Source organism: Lentzea sp. NPDC054927, from assembly GCF_053610285.1.
This window is the reverse complement of sequence record NZ_JBSGXZ010000051.1, coordinates 28,025-45,326: the sequence shown is the minus strand read 5'-3', so window position 1 is coordinate 45,326 and position 17,302 is coordinate 28,025. Positions and strand designations below refer to the sequence as shown.

At 67.5% G+C, this 17,302-nt stretch carries 17 protein-coding genes; 11 read left to right on the top strand and 6 right to left on the bottom strand.

Annotated elements, in window-relative coordinates; genetic code table 11:
• Positions 1 to 260 precede the first annotated feature (260 nt).
• Positions 261 to 695: a hypothetical protein gene (locus tag ACWGE0_RS40300; RefSeq protein ID WP_452266144.1), complete on the top strand. Its 435-nt coding sequence runs from the start codon at positions 261 to 263 to the stop codon at positions 693 to 695.
• 196 nt (positions 696 to 891) lie between these two features.
• Here ACWGE0_RS40300 and ACWGE0_RS40295 read toward each other — a convergent pair whose 3' ends face one another.
• On the bottom strand, positions 892 to 1,701 hold the full coding sequence (locus ACWGE0_RS40295) for a hypothetical protein (protein ID WP_452266143.1): 810 nt from the start codon (positions 1,699 to 1,701) through the stop codon (positions 892 to 894).
• A 230-nt stretch (positions 1,702 to 1,931) separates the two neighbouring features.
• Between ACWGE0_RS40295 and ACWGE0_RS40290 the strand changes: the two genes are divergently transcribed.
• Genes ACWGE0_RS40290 through ispF form a run of 3 tightly spaced genes read left to right on the top strand, consistent with a single transcriptional unit; the run spans position 1,932 to position 3,619 of the window.
• Positions 1,932 to 2,420, top strand: a complete 489-nt coding sequence (locus ACWGE0_RS40290) for a CarD family transcriptional regulator (protein WP_012782996.1) — start codon at positions 1,932 to 1,934, stop codon at positions 2,418 to 2,420.
• Between the two features lie 42 nt (positions 2,421 to 2,462).
• Entirely contained in the window at positions 2,463 to 3,155 is a 693-nt protein-coding gene (gene ispD / locus ACWGE0_RS40285) for a 2-C-methyl-D-erythritol 4-phosphate cytidylyltransferase (RefSeq protein WP_452266142.1), read from the top strand.
• Entirely contained in the window at positions 3,152 to 3,619 is a 468-nt protein-coding gene (gene ispF / locus ACWGE0_RS40280) for a 2-C-methyl-D-erythritol 2,4-cyclodiphosphate synthase (RefSeq protein ID WP_452266141.1), read from the top strand. The genes ispD and ispF overlap by 4 nt, the downstream gene beginning before the upstream one ends.
• 19 nt (positions 3,620 to 3,638) lie before the next feature.
• Here the strand turns inward: ispF and ACWGE0_RS40275 are convergent, their stop codons facing one another.
• Positions 3,639 to 3,932 carry a DUF6191 domain-containing protein gene (locus ACWGE0_RS40275; protein WP_452266140.1) on the bottom strand — a complete coding sequence of 98 codons (294 nt, stop codon included), beginning with the start codon at positions 3,930 to 3,932 and terminating at the stop codon, positions 3,639 to 3,641.
• A 53-nt stretch (positions 3,933 to 3,985) separates the two neighbouring features.
• Here ACWGE0_RS40275 and ACWGE0_RS40270 point away from each other — a divergent pair, with 53 nt between their 5' ends.
• The 7 genes from ACWGE0_RS40270 to ACWGE0_RS40240 all read left to right on the top strand — a co-directional run bounded on the left by ACWGE0_RS40270 (position 3,986) and on the right by ACWGE0_RS40240 (position 12,013).
• Positions 3,986 to 4,930, top strand: a complete 945-nt coding sequence (locus tag ACWGE0_RS40270; protein ID WP_452266139.1) for a toll/interleukin-1 receptor domain-containing protein — start codon at positions 3,986 to 3,988, stop codon at positions 4,928 to 4,930.
• A gap of 24 nt (positions 4,931 to 4,954) precedes the next feature.
• Entirely contained in the window at positions 4,955 to 5,578 is a 624-nt protein-coding gene (locus ACWGE0_RS40265) for an HAD family hydrolase (RefSeq protein WP_452266138.1), read from the top strand.
• Positions 5,575 to 6,969, top strand: a complete 1,395-nt coding sequence (gene cysS, locus ACWGE0_RS40260; protein ID WP_452266137.1) for a cysteine--tRNA ligase — start codon at positions 5,575 to 5,577, stop codon at positions 6,967 to 6,969. The genes ACWGE0_RS40265 and cysS overlap by 4 nt, the downstream gene beginning before the upstream one ends.
• Before the next feature lie 5 nt (positions 6,970 to 6,974).
• Positions 6,975 to 7,946 (top strand): 23S rRNA (guanosine(2251)-2'-O)-methyltransferase RlmB, encoded by a 972-nt coding sequence (gene rlmB, locus ACWGE0_RS40255; protein ID WP_452266136.1) that lies wholly within the window; start codon positions 6,975 to 6,977, stop codon positions 7,944 to 7,946.
• A gap of 611 nt (positions 7,947 to 8,557) precedes the next feature.
• Entirely contained in the window at positions 8,558 to 9,781 is a 1,224-nt protein-coding gene (locus ACWGE0_RS40250) for an MFS transporter (RefSeq protein WP_452266135.1), read from the top strand.
• A 317-nt stretch (positions 9,782 to 10,098) separates the two neighbouring features.
• Positions 10,099 to 11,457, top strand: coding sequence for a GGDEF domain-containing protein (locus ACWGE0_RS40245; protein WP_452266134.1), 1,359 nt, complete (start codon positions 10,099 to 10,101; stop codon positions 11,455 to 11,457).
• A 19-nt stretch (positions 11,458 to 11,476) separates the two neighbouring features.
• Positions 11,477 to 12,013, top strand: a complete 537-nt coding sequence (locus ACWGE0_RS40240; protein ID WP_452266133.1) for an AAA family ATPase — start codon at positions 11,477 to 11,479, stop codon at positions 12,011 to 12,013.
• On the opposite strand, the gene ACWGE0_RS40235 is transcribed toward ACWGE0_RS40240, so the two are convergent.
• From ACWGE0_RS40235 to ACWGE0_RS40220, 4 genes are read right to left on the bottom strand one after another with little or no spacing between them, the layout of a single operon-like run.
• Positions 11,989 to 14,571 (bottom strand): fumarate reductase/succinate dehydrogenase flavoprotein subunit, encoded by a 2,583-nt coding sequence (locus ACWGE0_RS40235; protein WP_452266132.1) that lies wholly within the window; start codon positions 14,569 to 14,571, stop codon positions 11,989 to 11,991. The genes ACWGE0_RS40240 and ACWGE0_RS40235 overlap by 25 nt on opposite strands.
• Positions 14,568 to 15,212 carry an ABC transporter ATP-binding protein gene (locus ACWGE0_RS40230; protein ID WP_452266131.1) on the bottom strand — a complete coding sequence of 215 codons (645 nt, stop codon included), beginning with the start codon at positions 15,210 to 15,212 and terminating at the stop codon, positions 14,568 to 14,570. The genes ACWGE0_RS40235 and ACWGE0_RS40230 overlap by 4 nt, the downstream gene beginning before the upstream one ends.
• Before the next feature lie 8 nt (positions 15,213 to 15,220).
• Positions 15,221 to 15,985: an ABC transporter permease gene (locus ACWGE0_RS40225; protein ID WP_452266130.1), complete on the bottom strand. Its 765-nt coding sequence runs from the start codon at positions 15,983 to 15,985 to the stop codon at positions 15,221 to 15,223.
• Positions 15,985 to 17,277, bottom strand: coding sequence for an ABC transporter substrate-binding protein (locus ACWGE0_RS40220; RefSeq protein ID WP_452266129.1), 1,293 nt, complete (start codon positions 17,275 to 17,277; stop codon positions 15,985 to 15,987). The genes ACWGE0_RS40225 and ACWGE0_RS40220 overlap by 1 nt, the downstream gene beginning before the upstream one ends.
• Positions 17,278 to 17,302 lie beyond the last annotated feature (25 nt).

Genomic DNA, 17,302 nt, shown 5'->3' with positions numbered 1-17,302 from the left:
GCAGACCCCCGACAGTGTTTGTGGCCGCTGCTCCGCAGACGGCGGCGAGTTCGTCTTCAAGTCGGTCGTCCGGCCACCGCTTCGGCCCGAATCGCCTTCGGCGGTTGACCCGAAGAGGCGACCGGACGACCGACACGAACTCGCACCCCAGGTCAGGGGGCTGTCGAAGAAACTTCCAAGATTTTTGGGCCGGTTTGTCGATCCAGCCAGGAGCCCGTTCGACGCATCAGTGGAAGGACACGACAAGCCTGGAGGACACAGTGAGCACCGCAACCGTTTCCGCGACGCAGACCCGCAAGTTCGCCCTCGGCCGCTACGCCACCGTCGTCACCCGCGTGCTGACCGGCCTGCTGTTCGCCACGACCGGCCTGAACGGCTTCATCATGTTCATGCCCGCCCCGGACCCCAGCACGATGGCACCCGAAGGTGTCGCGTTCAGCGCCGCGCTCTACGCGACCGGGTACATGCTGCAGCTCGCGTCCGGCGTCCAGCTCCTCGCCGGCCTGCTGCTGATCATCGGCCGCTTCGTGCCGCTGGCGCTCGCGATGCTGGCCCCGATGGTCGTGAACATCTTCCTGTTCCACGTCTTCCTGGAGCCGTCCGGCCTGGTCATCGCACTGCTCGTGGTCGCGGCCGAGATCGGCCTGGCGTGGGCCTACCGCGACAAGTTCCGCCCGATGCTCAAGGCTGCCTGATCGCTCGCTGATCGCCCAACGACAAACGCCGCCCCCTCACAACGAGGGAGCGGCGTTTTCGCCATCTCGCGAGTTCGTGTCGGTCGTCCGGTTACCTCTTCGGGTCAACCGCCGAAGGCGATTCGGGCCGAAGCGGTGGCCGGACGACCGACTTGAAGACGAACTCGCCGCCGTCTGCGAAGCAGCGGCAAAGAACTCAGTGACCGCCGGTTTCGTGGCCCTCGCTGACGCGCTTGTGCTCGGACGGCGCGATCGGCACCTCGAGCGTGACCGAACCGGCCTTCTCGAAGAGGAACGTGACCTTGATGGTCTGCGCGGCCACCACGTCGCGCTTGACCTTCTTCAGCGTGCAGCGGATGTGCAGCACCTCGAGGTCGTCCGGAATCGCGGCCGACGACGAGGTCGGCGCGACGGACGAACCCGACGGGCGGCCCGAGGAGGGCGACACCGAACCGGACGACGACGGCGTCACGGAACCAGAGGTCGGCGACACCGAGGACGACGAAGGCGCGCCGGACGTCGGCGAGACCGACGAGGAAGGCGCGTTCGACGACGAGGGGGCGTGCGACGAATCCGGGGCGTGCGACGAATCCGGGGCGTGCGACGAGGACGACGGCGCGGAGGTCTTCGTCGGCGCCTTCGAGGCGTCGTACTCGGCCTGCAGCGCGTACCGCGACGGGATGTCCTTGCCGCCGACGATCTCGGCCTCGGCCTCCGCGGCGTCGGACTTGATCGACAGCAGCTTGTCCGGGTTCTCGCCCGTGTTCGCGATGACGAAGGTCATCGGCACGTCTTCACCCTCGTGATACCGGTTGCCGTCCGGCGGGAAGGCCAGCATGACGTTGCGCACCGCGATGGGGCCAGCGTTGCCGCTCGCACCGTCGACCGCGGCGACCTGGGTGTCGGTCTGGGTGACCTGACCGGCGCTGCAGCCGACCGCCACCAGGCCGAGGCCCGCGGCCAGCGCTGCCGTCACGATCATCCGGCGAGACACTCCTGAATTCACGGCTCCAGCGTCCTTCCTAGGGAACAACCACCAGGCGAGGAGCCTAACCGGGACCCGAAAAGCGCACGGCACGTGGTGCCATTCGATCTTCGATGAGTCGTACCTTGCACGCGAACAGGTGGTTTGTCAACCCCCCGCATGGCCCTGACCAGCACTTACGGATCATCGAGCAGCGATCGGAGGGTTGCCGGACGTGTTAGGATGGAGGCATCGAAAGGGGCAGAGGACACATGGTTTTCAAGGTCGGAGAGACCGTCGTCTACCCGCACCACGGTGCCGCTCTCATCGAAGCAATCGAGACCCGCGTGATCAAGGGCGAGGAGAAGAAGTACCTCGTTCTCAAGGTAGCGCAGGGCGACCTCACCGTTCGGGTTCCCGCTGACAACGCCGAAATCGTAGGCGTGCGTGACGTTGTCGGCCAGGAAGGGCTCGACAAGGTTTTCGAGGTCTTGCGTGCTCCCCACACCGAGGAGCCGACCAACTGGTCTCGGCGGTACAAGGCCAACCTTGAGAAGCTCGCCTCCGGCGACGTGAACAAGGTTGCGGAAGTGGTGCGCGACCTCTGGCGGCGCGAGAAGGATCGCGGGCTGTCCGCCGGCGAGAAGCGCATGCTGGCGAAGGCGCGGCAGATACTGGTCAGCGAGCTGGCGCTGGCCGAAGGCACCGACGAGGACAAGGCCGAGGTTCTCCTCGACGAAGTTCTCGCCACTGCGTCGTAGTTCCCAACAAAACAAACACAGAGCATCGGACCAACCGCGAACATGAGTGTTGTCGCGCTCGTGCCCGCGGCAGGGCGGGGTGAGCGTCTGGGCTACGGGATGCCCAAGGCGCTCGTGCCGGTCAACGGAGTGCCGCTCCTGACCCGTGCCGTGCAAGGCCTGTTCGCATCAGGCCAGGTTCAGCACGTGGTCATCGCCGCTCCACCGTCCGATGTGGACTTGGTGCACACCGCTACCGCCTCGCTGGCCCCGGCCGGCGGGGCGGTGCACGTGCTTTCAGGGGGCGCCGAACGCACCGACTCGGTGCGCCTCGCCCTCGAACACGCGCTCCGCGTGATCCCGGACACCTCGATCGTGCTGGTCCACGACGCTGCCCGTGCCTTCACCCCTCCCGAGGTCATCGCCGACGTCGTGGCCGCGGTGCGCGACGGGCACGACGCCGTCATCCCGGTGCTTCCGGTGACCGACACCATCAAGCAGGTGGACGAGGTCGGAGTGGTCGTCTCCACACCTGACCGTGCCGGTCTGCGAGTCGTCCAGACCCCGCAGGGTTTTCGCGCCGAGACTCTCAAAGCCGCCTATTGCTCCGGTATTGCCGCAACTGACGACGCTGGTCTCGTGGAGAAGAACGGCGGCCAGGTCCACACGGTTCCCGGCCACGCACACGCCATGAAGATCACCACCCCGTTCGACCTCGCGGTCGCGGAGGCACTGTTCACTGGAGGAAGCGCGTGAGGATCGGCCAGGGCGTCGACGTCCACCCGATCGAGGCAGGTCGCGAGTGCTGGATCGCCGGACTGCTGTGGGAAGGCGTGGACGGTTGCGCGGGTCACTCCGACGGTGACGTCGCCTCGCACGCGCTGTGCGACGCGTTGCTCTCCGCCGCCGGCCTCGGTGACCTGGGCGAGGTCTTCGGCACGTCCGACCCGCGCTGGTCAGGCGCGCACGGCGTGGTCCTGCTCACCGAGGTCCGCCGCCTCGTCGAAGAGGCCGGCTTCCGTGTGGGAAACGCCACAGTGCAGGTCATCGGCAACGAGCCGCGCATCGGCAAGCGCCGCGCAGAAGCCCAGAAAACGCTTTCCGAGGCTGTCGGCGGCCCGGTCTCCGTCGCCGGCACCACCACGGACGGTCTCGGCCTCACCGGGCGCAACGAGGGCATCGCGGCGATCGCCACGGCCCTGCTGATCAGCGCGACCTGACCCCGTACCGAGGCAGGTGCTAGCTGGGCATCCGCTGGTCCGGCACCTTCAGGACAGCGGTGCCGCCGTCGAGGTCCACCCGGCTTCGCGGCGGCGCGCCGTCCCCCTCCTCGTCGCGCAGCTGCCGTTCCTCCTTGCGGAACTCGAGCTCCTCGCGCTTGCCGGCCTCGAACGTCGCACCGAGCTCACCGATCCCGGCCGTGGCCATCGGCGTGCCCTTCTTCCCGCGCGCGAACCGTTCGATCACGGCGAGCAGGAACAAGGCCGCCACCAACGCGGGTAACGACATCGCGAAAAGGAACCCCAGGCTCATACCTGGACAACTCCCGCGCGGAGCCTGTGGTTCCCGCCACTAAGCTCCCCGAGGTGCCCAAGTACGACGTGTGTCTCTCCTTCGCCGGCGAAAACCGCGACTACGTCGAAGAGGTGGCCCGCCACCTGACCGACCTAGGCGTCTCCCGCTTCTACGACACCGACGAGCAGGCCGATCTCTGGGGCAAGAACCTGGTCGAGCACCTCGACGAGATCTACCGGCGCGACTCCCGCTTCTGCGTGATGTTCATCTCCGAGGCCTACGTGCGGAAGATGTGGACCAAGCACGAGCGGCGTGCCGCGTTCGACCGCGCGATGGTCCAGGACGCCGAGTACGTGCTGCCCGCGCGGTTCGACGACAGCGAGGTCCCCGCACTGCGCGTCGGCACCGGCTTCATCGACCTGCGCAACCGCACCCCGCGCGAGCTGGCCAGGATGATCGCCGAGAAGGTGGGCACCAAGGTCGACGGACCGGAGCCCGGCTGGGAGTACCAGCTGTTCTCCGACAACGTCTCGATGCACATGCGCAGGCTCGAGGACAAGCGGACCAGCCACGAGATGGCCTTCTCCACGCCTCGACGCGCGCTGACCACGGACACCGAGGCGCTCGACTACTTCATGACGCGCTCCCAGCTGTTCGACAAGATCATCAACGGCATCGCGGACCTGCTCTCCCCCGGCAAACAGCAATGGGCGTTCGGCCCGGCCGGCAGGCCGGGCGACCGCGAGCGGATCCGGCAGCTGGCCAACCGCTTCGTCGAGGAGTACGAGAAGCTGCTCGACTGGTCGGCTGACCTGCGCGGCACCCCGACGCCCTCCCGTTTCACGATGCTCTACCAAACGGCGGCGCAGCTCGCGAACGAGCCGCTCACGCAGATCGAGGAGTTCGTCCACGCGTTGGCGGCCGCCAGCGAACGCGGTGCGGGCGACCTGCAGCTGCATCTCTCCTACAACCCGTCCGCGGTGGAGGCCGAGCTCAAAAAGGTCCAGACCACCTAGGCGAGAGAACGTAGAGTCGGGAGCGTGACGATCCGCGCTGCGCTCTTCGACTTCTCCGGCACGCTCTTCCGGCTCGAGCACCCCGAGCTCGAGTCCAACGGCGACCTGATGCGAGCTCTCACCGCCCCGGTCGGCATCGCCGACGGCATGGACCCGGAACTCGTCGACGCGTGGCAGCGCCGCGACCTCGACCCCGACGTCCACCGCTGGGTCCACGTCAAGGTGCTCAACGACGCGCTGGTGCCCGACGCCGAGGCGCTCTACGACCAGCTGCTGCACGCCGACTCCTGGCAGCCGTACCCGGACACCAAGGCCACGCTGGAACACCTGAAGGACATCCCCGTCGCGGTCGTCAGCAACATCGGCTGGGACATCCGCGCGGTGTTCGAGCGGCACGGCCTGACGCACCTCGTGGACGAGTTCGTGCTGTCTTATGAAGAAGGCGTCATCAAGCCGGACCCGAAGATCTTCACCACGGCGTGCGAACGGCTGGGCGTCGATCCACGCGATGCAGTAATGGTGGGTGACAGCGAGGAGGCGGACGGCGGAGCGGAGGCGATCGGTTGCGCCTTCCGGCTCGTCAACCCGGTTCCGACGAGTGACCGCCCGAACGCTCTTTTGGATGTGGCCCGTACCATTCCCGTGTGAGCCTCCACATCTACGACACCGCGAGCCGGTCCATGCGGGAGTTCCACCCGCAGGTCAACGGAACGGCGTCGATCTACGTGTGTGGGGCGACCGTGCAGGGCGTACCTCATATCGGGCACGTGCGCAGCGGTCTGAACTTCGACGTGCTGCGCCGCTGGCTGGCGCGCGACGGTGCCGAGGTCACGCTGGTCCGCAACGTCACCGACATCGACGACAAGATCCTCAGCAAGGCCGCGGAGCACGACAAGCCGTGGTGGGCCTGGGCGTACAAGCACGAGCTGGCCTTCGAGGACGCCTACAACGCGCTCGGCTGCCTGCCGCCGACCTACGCGCCGCGTGCCACCGGGCACGTGACGCAGATGGTCGAGCTGATGCAGCGGCTGATCGACAAGGGCCACGCGTACGACGTGGACGGCGACGTCTACTTCGACGTGCGTTCGTTCCCCGAGTACGGCGCGCTGTCCGGCCGCAAGCTCGACGACCAGCAGCAGGGCGAGACCGACGTGCGCGGCAAGCGGGACGCACGCGACTTCACGCTGTGGAAGGCCGCCAAGCCCGGTGAGCCGAGCTGGCCGACGCCGTGGGGCAACGGACGGCCCGGCTGGCACCTCGAGTGCTCCGCGATGGCCACGACGTACCTCGGCGGCACGTTCGACATCCACGGCGGCGGGCTCGACCTGATCTTCCCGCACCACGAGAACGAGCAGGCCCAGTCGCGCGCGGCCGGTGACGGCTTCGCGAACTACTGGATGCACAACTACTGGGTCACGATGTCCGGCGAGAAGATGGCCAAGTCGCTGGGCAACACCGTGTCCATCCCGGCGATGCTGGAGCTGGTCCGCGCCCAGGAGCTGCGGTACTACCTCGTTTCGCCGCACTACCGCTCGCACATCGAGTACTCGGAAGAGGCGTTGCAGGAGGCGGTGACGTCCTACGGGCGCATCGAGTCGTTCCTGCGCCGCGTCGCCGAGCGTGTGGGCCAGGTTCAGCTCCGTGGCGACATGTGCCCGGATTTCGTCGTTGCGATGGACAACGACCTGAACACGCCTCAGGCCGTGGCAGCACTGCACAACAAGGTGCGTCAGGGCAACACGGCACTCGCCGACGGCGACCACGAGACGGCCCGCGAGGCCGCCGAGTGCGTCCGCCGGATGGCCGACATCCTCGGCGTCGACCCGTTGGCGCCGAAGTGGAACGACCAGTCGTCTGCCGATCTCGGCATGCGGCAGGCGCTGACCACGCTGGTTGATCGGCTGCTCGTCGAGCGCCAGGAAGCTCGCAAGAGCAGGGATTTCGCACGCTCCGACGCGTTGCGCGACTCACTGTTCGAGGCGGGCATCGCCGTCGAGGACACCCCCGACGGTCCGCAGTGGACTTTGAAGGACGACTGACTTCCGTGGCTGGCAACTCCAAGCGCAAGGGCGCGATGCGCAATCCGGGCTCGAAGAAGGGCGCGGTCACCGGCTCCGGCGGGCAGAAGTCCAAGGGGCTGGAAGGCAGGGGCCCGACCCCGAAGGCCTCCGAGCGCCCGAACCACCCCGCGTACAAGCGGGCCAAGGTCGTGGCGAAGACCGAGGCGATCAAGTCCCAGCGCAGGCAGAAGAGCGACAAGGCCTTCGCGGAGACCGTGGCGGGCCGCAACCCCGTCGTCGAGTGTCTGCGCGCGGGCACGCCGGCGACGGCGCTGTACGTGGCGCTGGGCATCGACGCGGACGACCGCGTGCAGGAAGCCGTGCGTCTGGCCGCCGACCGGGGCATCTCCGTGCTGGAGGTGGCCCGCGGCGAGCTCGACCGGATCACCGGCGGCGCGATGCACCAGGGCCTCGGCCTGCAGGTGCCGCCGTACGAGTACGCCACGCCCGACGAGCTGCTCAAGATCGCACAACGGGCCGGTGACACGCCGTTGCTCGTGGCGCTGGACGGCGTGACGGACCCGCGCAACCTGGGTGCCGTCGTGCGCTCGGCCGCGGCGTTCGGTGCGCACGGCGTGGTGCTGCCGCAACGGCGCAGTGCGTCGATGACGGCTGTTGCCTGGCGTACCAGCGCTGGTACGGCGGCCAAGCTGCCGATCGCGATGGCCACGAACCTCACCCGCACGCTGCGTGACTGGGCGGAGGCGGGCCTGATGATCGTGGGCCTCGACGCGGACGGTGACGTGGACGTCGACGGTCTGGACCTCGCGACGGGCCCGCTGGTCGTCGTCGTGGGCTCGGAAGGCCGCGGTCTCGGCCGTCTGGTCAAGGAGACCTGCGACCAGACCGTGTCGATCCCGATGGCCACCGGCGTCGAGTCGCTCAACGCGTCCGTCGCGGCCGGTGTCGTGCTCGCCGAGATCGCGCGCCGCCGCCGCATCGTCGCCAAGGGCTGAGTCGCACAACGGCTGAGTCGCACAAGGCCCGAGTCAAGGCCTGAGTCGACTGACGTTATCGGCTAGTTCGCGACGCTAAGCGCGTCATTCTCCGACGTTAGTGATCGTTTTCCTGCCCGCGAAACCGGTTTAGGTGCGCGGGCGGGGAAACGGTGAAGTCCGCTGTTGCCAAGCACTTGCGGGTGACTGCGATGACAAACGGCGTGGCCTATTACGCGCCACTCCCGAGCGCGGGTACGTTCTGTCCGGATCACCAATTACCAGTTCAGCCGGGCAGGGGTCGGAGCCGATTGCACCGGTTGGCCGATCTGGTGACACCCGTTTGGCACCGGTTGACACACAACGTGACCATTTGGGGTCCAATCAGGCGACGCCGAGGTCAACTGTGAAGAAGATCAGCGCTACGTTTCGCTATTGTAACTACTTTAGGTAACCAGCCTGCTCCGTTTAGGTACACACTGTGGTAGGACTGACGTTGAACGGTCAGGCAGCTTCTACCGTGATTGTCGATAGAAATTGATTACCACCGGCGGGGGCGACGTGACTCGGCGTAGAGCGAATCAGGACCTGCTGATTCGCCGCGCGCGACGCGCGGCTCGCCGAGGTCGCGCATGACGACCCGCGGCGCCCTCCGCGAGCTCGTGGGTTTGCGTGAGTTCCGCGCCATGTGGATCGGTTCGACAGCTTCGACCGCCGGGGACCAACTCGCGGCGGTCGCATTGTCACTGCTCGTATTCGAGCGAACACAATCCGCTGCCTGGACTGCCCTCACCTGGTCGCTGACGCTCTTCCCGCCGCTGATTTCGGGCCCGTTGCTCGGCTGGGTGGCCGACCGGTTCCCGCGACGCACGGTAATGGTGACGACGGCGTGGATGCAGGCCGGGCTGATGGCCGCGATGGCCATTCCGGGCATGCCGCTGTGGGCGATGATCGTGCTGCTGGTGACGGTGCTGGCGATCTCCTCGCCGTACCTCGCCGCCCAGGAGGCGAGCCTCCCGCACGTCCTACCGGCACACCGCTACGACGACGGCGTGGCGCTGTTCGGCACGTCCGTCGACATCGCTCAGATGGCCGGACTGGCCGCCGCCGGCTTCCTCGTCGCCCAGACCAACCCCGGCGTCGCGCTCGCGATCAACGCCGTGACGTTCGCGGTGCTGGCGATCCTGGTGCAGGTGTCCGTGAAGCACCGTCCAGCCGCGGATCCACTGGGCCGCAAGAAGAAGGACGACGAACCGCGCGGCGTGCTGACCCTGATGGTGTCCGAGCCGCGATTGAGGACACTGCTCGGCGTCCGGCTGCTCGCGGGCCTCGCGATGGTCCCCGAAGGACTCGCGGTGCCACTGGCGGCGAGCCTGAACGCGGTGTGGGCGGTGGGCCTGATCCTCGCCATCGAACCCGCGGCGAACGTGCTGGGCGTGGCGTTGCTCTTCCGTCTCGTGCGAGATCCGGCGAAGCGAGAACGGCTGATCGGTCCGCTGGCGATCCTGTCGCTGGCCCCGTTGATCATGTTCGCGTTCAACCCGAACCTGACGTGGACGATCGTTTTGTTGGTCATTGCCGGTATAGGCGGGGCTTATCACACGCCTGCTCGTTCAGCCTGGATGCGGCTGCTACCGGATCAGTACCGAGGAAGGGCTTATGGCATTGGGCGCGCTGCGTTGCGCTCGAGCCAGGGCGGAGGAATGGCGCTGGCCGGTGTGGTCGCCCATTCGATCGGCTCGCTGACGGCCACGATCGCGGGTGCGGGCGGTATCGGACTGCTGCTGGCGACGCAGGCGACCTTCGCCTGGCGACGTGCTCGAGGTCGCAACGACACGAAGGCGGTGGCAATCTGAAACAGAACGGTCACCAATAGCGATATCCGTAGCAGAGGCACCAGGATGATCAGGTGCGATTGAAGTCGGGTCGAGGAGAGAGGCAGCGTTCAGAAGTCTCGGTTGCACATGGAAGGACACCTCCTCGTTGCGACTAGCAGCAGCGGGTGGTCTACGACCTGGTCAGCGGCGGCTTAGCTCATGAAGTGCCATGAGCGTAGGGGGTCGTGGTGAAGAACAGTTTGACTGATCGCAGGCGATCGCGGGCACTCGGCTTGACTCCGATTCGCAACTGGGACCTTTGGACCGTTGCGCCTAGTGCGATCGCATACTTTTTCGTGCTCGAAGCGGCCGTGGCCGTGGCGTCCATCTGGCTCCTGACGAAGCTGACGACGGTCTCCACCTCCGACTGGCTGCGCTTCGGCGCGCTCATCGCCGCGATCACCATTCACCTGACCGTGGTCCGCAGAGCAGAAGAGGCCCGCCGCAACGAGGCCTCAGGCCCCCACATCGACCTGACCTCTGTCTGGACCTTCGCCGCCGCCGTGGCCCTGCCAGGCGGCCTGGCCGTCATCGCCACGATCTGGATGCGCATCCTGATCCAGCCCATCGCCCGCCGCCAGCCGTACCGCTTCGTCTTCGGCACAGCCTCGATGCTCGCCTCCACCCTCCTTTCGTGGGCACTGGTCCACCTTTCGGGTGTTTCGCTCGCAGCAACGGGAAACGTGCCGACCGACCTCGGCCTGGTCCTGATCCTGGCAATCGCCGCCGTTCTCTACTGGTTCGTCCAGGTGATGACCGTCGCGACGGCGTTCAAGATCGTTACGCCGAACTCCAAGGTCCTCGACTTCCTCGGTTCCAAAGTCGACAACATGCTCGAAATGAGCACCCTCGGCGCCGGCGCCATGCTCGGCATGCTCATGACCACCCACTGGGTGGGCCCTCTGCTGCTGACCGTCCCGGTGATCCTCGTGAACGCCCTGCTCTCCCGCGCCGGAGAACGCCGTTCCCACCTGGAACGCCTGCTGCGCGAACAAGAACAACTCCACCAACGCCTGGCAGCCGACGCCCACACCGACTACCGAACCGGCCTCCTCAACACCAACGGCCTGACCGAGTACGCCGGAAGGCTCGCCGAACGCTGCCGCCTGGACGGCGAACCGATGACCGTCCTGGTCATCGACCTGGACCACTTCAAGCGCATCAACGACACCTGGGGCCACCCGGCAGGCAACGCCGTCCTGGCCGAAGTGGGCCGAATCCTGCGCGAAAAACTCCGCCCGGGCGACGTAGCGGGCCGAGACGGCGGCGAAGAATTCGTGGTGGCCCTCAAGGACACCCCGGTGGCCCAAGGCGTGACCATCGCCGAACGCATCCGCGAGGCCATCGGCTCCCTGGCCGTCCCGACCACCGACAAGCACCGCAACGTGGTCACCCTCTACGGCCGCGAAATCCAGCCGCCAGAACCAGAAGGCGAGTCGCTGCAAGCAATCAGCGCCTCCATCGGCGTAGCAGTGATCCCGGACAACGGCCCGGACATGGCCACTGCCCAGCACTCCGCCGACGCGGCCCTCTACAAGGCCAAGGAGAACGGCCGCAACCAGGTCCGCGTGGCAGGCCTGGACATCCCGCCGCGCCTGATGCCGGCCCCGCGCCAGGACGACGTGACCAAGCCGATCACGTCCCGCACCGCCTGAGCCGATGCCGTTGGTGTGGGTGACCGGCACTTCAGGGGCCGGCAAGTCGACGGTCTGCGCGGTCCTCGAGAGCCGGGGACGGTCTGCGATCGACACCGACTGGGCGGGCTACAACCACTGGGTGGACCGGACGAGCGGAGAGGTCGTCGTCGATCCTCCCGACCCGGTACCGGCGGGGTGGCTGGACCGCTTCGGCTGGAAGATGAGCCGGGCGAAGGTCGAGGCTCTCGCGGCGAGGACGCACGACGAGACCGTGTTCCTCTGTGGCTGTGTCGAGAACGAGGCCGAAGTCCGGGACCTCTTCACCCACGTGGTGTGCCTGGTGATCGACAACGAGACGCTCCGCGACCGTGTGCTGACCCGCACGACCAACTCCTTCGGCAAGCACCCCGAGGAACTGGCGGCGTCACTCGACCACAACGCCCGTGTCGAGGCCACCTACCGAGCCCTCGGGGCGACGATCGTCGACGGCACCCGGCCGCTGGAAGAGGTCGCCGACGCGGTCCTGGCCGCCGTCGACGCCCACCGGGATCAGGACAGAGCCAACCGGGCATAGGCCCGGACATCGGCGTCCGAATCGTCCAGCGCCCGCTTCAACGCCGGCACGACCCCGGGATCCTCCGCCCACCGGCCCAAAGCCCGCACTGCGGCCTTCCGGACGTCCAGATTGGGATCCGCGAGCAACCCGGCCACCAGCTCGGCGGAGTCGAGCGCCCTGGCGACCCCGACCCGGACCTCCCAGGCCGGATCCCCGATCAACTCGACAGCCTTGCCGTGCAACACCTCCGGATGCCCGACCCGTCCGGCCGCCTCCAACGCCGCGGCCCGCACCAGCGGATCAGCATCCGCGGCCAGCGACCCCAGCACGCCGACGTCGGAAATCCCCCGAGCCACCTGAACCCGGACCTCCCGGGCAGGATCCGAAACGGCGACCGCGAGCACCGAGTCCTCCCGCAACCCGACCAGCCCGCGGACGGCGGCCAACCGGACCTCGACATCACCATCGGCAAGTCCGGCCGCATAAACCGCGGAAGTCCCGAGCTTCAACGCCCACAACACTTCCAAGGCGACAGCCCGGGCCGGCGACCTCTCCAACGCCTCGCGCAACGCCGAAGACGCGGGCACGACCTCGACGAGTTCCAGCAACCCGGCAGCGGCAACGTCCCGCACAGCGACATCCGCCATCGCCCGCACCAGCGCGAACTCGAACCCGGCAGGCACCGCCTCGGTCAGCACGGAAACAGCAGCCCGCCGAACCGTCACATCGCCGTCCACGAGGTACGGCTCCAGCACCTCCAACGAAGCCTGTGAATCAACCAGTCCGAGGACCTCCAACACCCGCTCGGACTGGACGACGACCTCGTCGGCAACACCCGAATCCCCAGCCACGGCGACAGCAGCCGAACGCACCCCGAGGTACTCCTCCACCCCGGGCCGGTGCGGAACCCCCTCCACCTCCACCAGATACGGCGAAACCGGCCGCTTGATGAACTCCATCTCCCCAGCGGCGTTCTTCCGCAGGTTCAAGTGGTGGAACCACCGAGCATCATCACGCTCCGGCAGATCGACCCGGGAGTGGTACAGGCCCCACCGAGACTCGTCCCGCATCAACGAGGACGCCGCGGCCATCTCCGCGCAGTCCCGGATGAACGACACCTCCACACACCGCATCAACTCGTGCGGAGACCGGGCCCCCATCTCGGCGATCTCGCCCGACATCCGGTCGAACGCCTCCAACGCCAACGACAACTTCGTAGCGGTCTTGGGCGGGGCGACGTAGTCGTTCACGAACCGCCGCAACTTGTACTCGACCTGAGGCTGCGGCGGCCCATCAGGCTGACGCGAGTGCCGGTAGATCAACTCGGAGGCCTCGGCAACCTGGTCAGCAGGCAACGGCACGCCCGGAAGCAGATGGGCAGAAGCGTGCGCACCGGCCAAATCCCCGAACACGAACGCGCCGATCATGTAGTTGTGCGGCACACAGGCAAGATCCCCGGCCGCGTACAACCCGGGCACAGTCGTAAGACCGTTCTCGTCCACCCACACCCCGGAGGCCGAGTGCCCGCCGCACAACCCGATCTCCGAGATGTGCATCTCGATGTCATGGGTCCGGTAGTCCCGCCCTCGTCCACTGTGGAACGTCCCCCGAGAAGGCCGCTCGGTGGAGTGCAGGATCCCCTCCAACGCCGAGATCGACTCCTCGGGCAGGTGCGTCGTCTTCAGGTAGATCGGTCCGCGTTCAGAAGCGATCTCCGCGGCGACCTCGGCCATCATCTGCCCGGACCAGTAGTCGCAGTCGACGAACCGCTCCCCCAGCGAGTTGACCTGGTACGCCCCGAACGGATTCCCCACGTACGCGCAAGCGGGCCCGTTGTAGTCCTTGATCAGCGGGTTGATCTGGAAGCACTCGATTCCGGACAGCTCGGCCCCGGCGTGATAGGCCATCGAGTACCCGTCACCAGCGTTGGTCGGGTTCTCGTAGGTCCCGTACAGATACCCGGAAGCCGGCAGCCCAAGACGACCGGAAGCCCCGGTGGCCAGCACCACGGCGCCCGCGGACACGGTGACGAACTCGCCGGTCCGGGTGTTGAACCCGGCAGCCCCGACGGCTCGTCCCTCGGACACCAGCACTCGTACCGGCATAACCCGGTTCTCGATGCGCAGCCGTTCGCGCAGCCTGCGCTCCCGCATCACCCGGTACAGAACCTTCTTGACGTCCTTGCCCTCGGGCATCGGCAGCACGTACGACCCGGATCGGTGCACCTGCCGGACGTTGTACTCGCCGAACGAGTCCTTCTCGAACTTCACGCCGTAGCGCTCGAGCCGTTGCACCATCTCGAAACCGCGGGTTGCGGTCTGCATGATGGTCCGCTGGTTCACGATCCCGTCGTTGGCGCGCGTGATCTCAGCGACGTAGTCCTCCGGCAGCGCCTTTCCCGGAATGACGGCGTTGTTGACGCCGTCCATCCCCATGGCCAACGCCCCGGAGTGCCGGACGTGCGCCTTCTCCAGCAACAGGACGGACCGGCCTGCTTCGGCCGCGGTGATCGCGGCCATCGAGCCGGCCGTGCCGCCGCCGATGACCAGGACGTCGCAGGACAATTCGACAGTCATGCCTTCACCGCCGCGAGAATCGCGTCGCGCCGACGTTCGACCTCACCCGCGCCCAGGACGACCACGCGGTCGCCCAGCAGCACCGCCTCGTCGACGTCGTGCGTGACGAACAGAGTTGTGGTGCCGGACAGCACCTCGGTCACCAGTTCCTGCATCGACGAGCGGGTCTGCGCGTCCAGCGCACCGAACGGCTCGTCCATCAGCACCACGGACGGCTGCTGCGCCAACGTCCGCGCCAGCTGCACCCGCTGACGCATGCCGCCCGACAACTCCCGCGGCAGATAGCCCTCGAACCCGGCCAGGCCGACGCGCTCCAGCCACGCCAAGGCCCGAGCCCGCCGCTCGGCACGCGGAATCCCTTGCAGCGCAAGCGGGAGCTCGACGTTGCGCAACGCGGTCCGCCACGGCAGCAGCCCGTCGTCCTGGAACACCAGCGCGCGGTCCCGCGACGGCCCGCGCACAGCGACGCCGTCCACGGAGATCGCACCGCGGAACGGAATCAGTCCGGCCACCGCACGCAACAGCGTCGACTTGCCGCAGCCGGACGGACCAGCCACGACCACGAACTCGCCGGACGCCACGGACAACGAGAAGTCGGACAGCACCGCGGACCGGCCGTACCCGACGACAAGCGAACTCACGCGCAGGCTCATCGCAGCGCCTCCCGAGGCAACCACCGCGTCACGCGGCGACCCAGCAGTTCCACAGCGGCGGACGTCAGGTAGCCGAGCAGGCCGATCGTGACCATGCCGACGATCACGCCGGGGTAGTCGACGACCGTGTAGGCCTGCCAGGTGCGGTAGCCGACGCCGAACTGGCCGGAGATCATCTCGGCCGAGATCACGCAGATCCACGCCACGCCCATGCCGACGGACAGGCCGCCGAAGACGCCGGGCAACGTACCGGGCAGGACCACCCGGAACAGCACCTGAACCCGCGAAGCGCCCATGGTGCGGACCGCGTCCTCCCAGATCGTCGGCAGCGCGCGCACCGCGTGCCTGGTCGACACCAGGATCGGGAAGAACGCCGCGACGAACGTGATGAACACGATCCCCTGCTCGTCGGTGGGGAAGAGCAGGATCGCGATCGGCACCAGCGCGATCGCCGGGATCGGGCGGACCACCTCCAGCGGCGGCCGCAGCAGGTCGCCCAGCCAGGCCGAGCGCGCGATCAGCACGCCCAGGGAGATCCCCAGCGCAGCGGCCAGCAGGAAGCCCGTCATGATCCGCGCCAGGCTGTTGCCCAGGTCGTGGTAGTACTCGGCGGCACCGATCTGCACCACGAACCGCTCCGCGACCTCGACGACGGTCGGCAGCTGGTCGAACCGCAGCCACGCCCGCGTGTCCGACGCGGTCAGCAGCTGCCACAACACCAGGCCTGCTGCCAGGGACCCGATCCTCAACACCCAGCGCATCACTTGCCTGCCACGGAGAGCGCCTGCTGGAACGTCAGCACCTGACCACGTTTCGAGGCTGCGGCCTCGGTCGTGAACGGCAGCAGTTCGGCACCCGACCGCACCCAGAACGCGTGCTCGGCGAACCACCGCGTGCCCGTCTCGGCGTCCGGCACGTACCCGACGCGCAGCTTCTTGCCGCTGGAGTTCACCAGCTTCAGCAACGCCGTCGGCGACGCCACGGCCTCCGGCGACGCCCCGTCGAACCACGCCTCACTGGCCACGCGGGGATCGCCACCCAGCGAGGCCGGGTTCGTCAGGTCCTCGGTCGACTCGACGACGTCCTTCAGCGGCTTGTCGTCGATGAACGCGTCGACGTCCAGCTCGTCGATGTTGCCGATCGACTTGAGGAACGGCACGTCCTCCTTCAACGCCTTGCGCAGCACGGACTTCAGCGACAGGTCGAACGTCGCGATGCCGTTCGGCCCGTTGTAGAGGTACACGACCTCGACCGGCAGACTCGTCGCCTTCGCGACGACCTCCGCTGCCTCAAGAGGCTTGGTGTGCAAGAACTTCGTCGCGTCGAGCTGCGCCCGCAGGAACTCCCGCAGCACTTCGGGCTGTTGCTGTGCGAAGGGATTCCGCACCACTGTCCCGTGCAACGTCGGCAGGTTCAACGCGGCGCCGTCGTACAGCAGCTTGGCCTGGCGGGCGAACACCAGCTGGCCAGGCCACGCCACGAACTGCGCCAGCGCCTGGACGTTCCCGGACTGCAGGGCCGAAGCGCCCACCGACGGCTGCTGGTTCTCGACGGTCACCTTGGTGTCGCCCAACGCCCGCACGAGCGTCCCGTGCCCGGCCGATCCCACGCTCGCGGACACCTTCTGCCCGTTCAGGTCCGCCAGCGTGCGAGCGGACGAACTGGGCGGCACCACGACCATGTTCAGCGCGCCGCGGGCGTTGTACCCGGTCACCGCGACCATCCGGGTGCCGGCGTCACCCTGCTTCTGCGTCCGCGACCCGTTGATCAGCAACGGGTAGTCACCCATCGACCCGATGTCGATCTTCCCCGCGATCATCTGCGCGGTGATCGGCGCGCCGGTGTCGTAGTCCTGCCAGGTCACCTTGTAAGTCTTGCCGGTCTTCTTCCCCAGCTCGGCCAACCGCTGTTCGAAGAACCCCTTGTCCCGCAACAACGTGCCCGCGGTGACGGTGTTGATGGTCTTCGACTGGTAGCCGACGACGACCGGGACTTCCGAGCCCGAAGCAGCCTCGCCCGTTCCACACGCGGCGAGCAGAAGAACAGAGGCCAACAAACAGCGCTTCACCGTTTTCCCT

Coding starts and splice junctions, on each gene's coding strand:
- ACWGE0_RS40290 (WP_012782996.1), top strand. CDS start 1,932: ATGGTTTTCAAGGTCGGAGAGACCGTCGTCTACCCGCACCACGGTGCC.
- ispD (WP_452266142.1), top strand. CDS start 2,463: ATGAGTGTTGTCGCGCTCGTGCCCGCGGCAGGGCGGGGTGAGCGTCTG.
- ACWGE0_RS40275 (WP_452266140.1), bottom strand. CDS start 3,932: ATGAGCCTGGGGTTCCTTTTCGCGATGTCGTTACCCGCGTTGGTGGCG.
- ACWGE0_RS40250 (WP_452266135.1), top strand. CDS start 8,558: ATGACGACCCGCGGCGCCCTCCGCGAGCTCGTGGGTTTGCGTGAGTTC.
- ACWGE0_RS40235 (WP_452266132.1), bottom strand. CDS start 14,571: ATGACTGTCGAATTGTCCTGCGACGTCCTGGTCATCGGCGGCGGCACG.
- ACWGE0_RS40225 (WP_452266130.1), bottom strand. CDS start 15,985: ATGCGCTGGGTGTTGAGGATCGGGTCCCTGGCAGCAGGCCTGGTGTTG.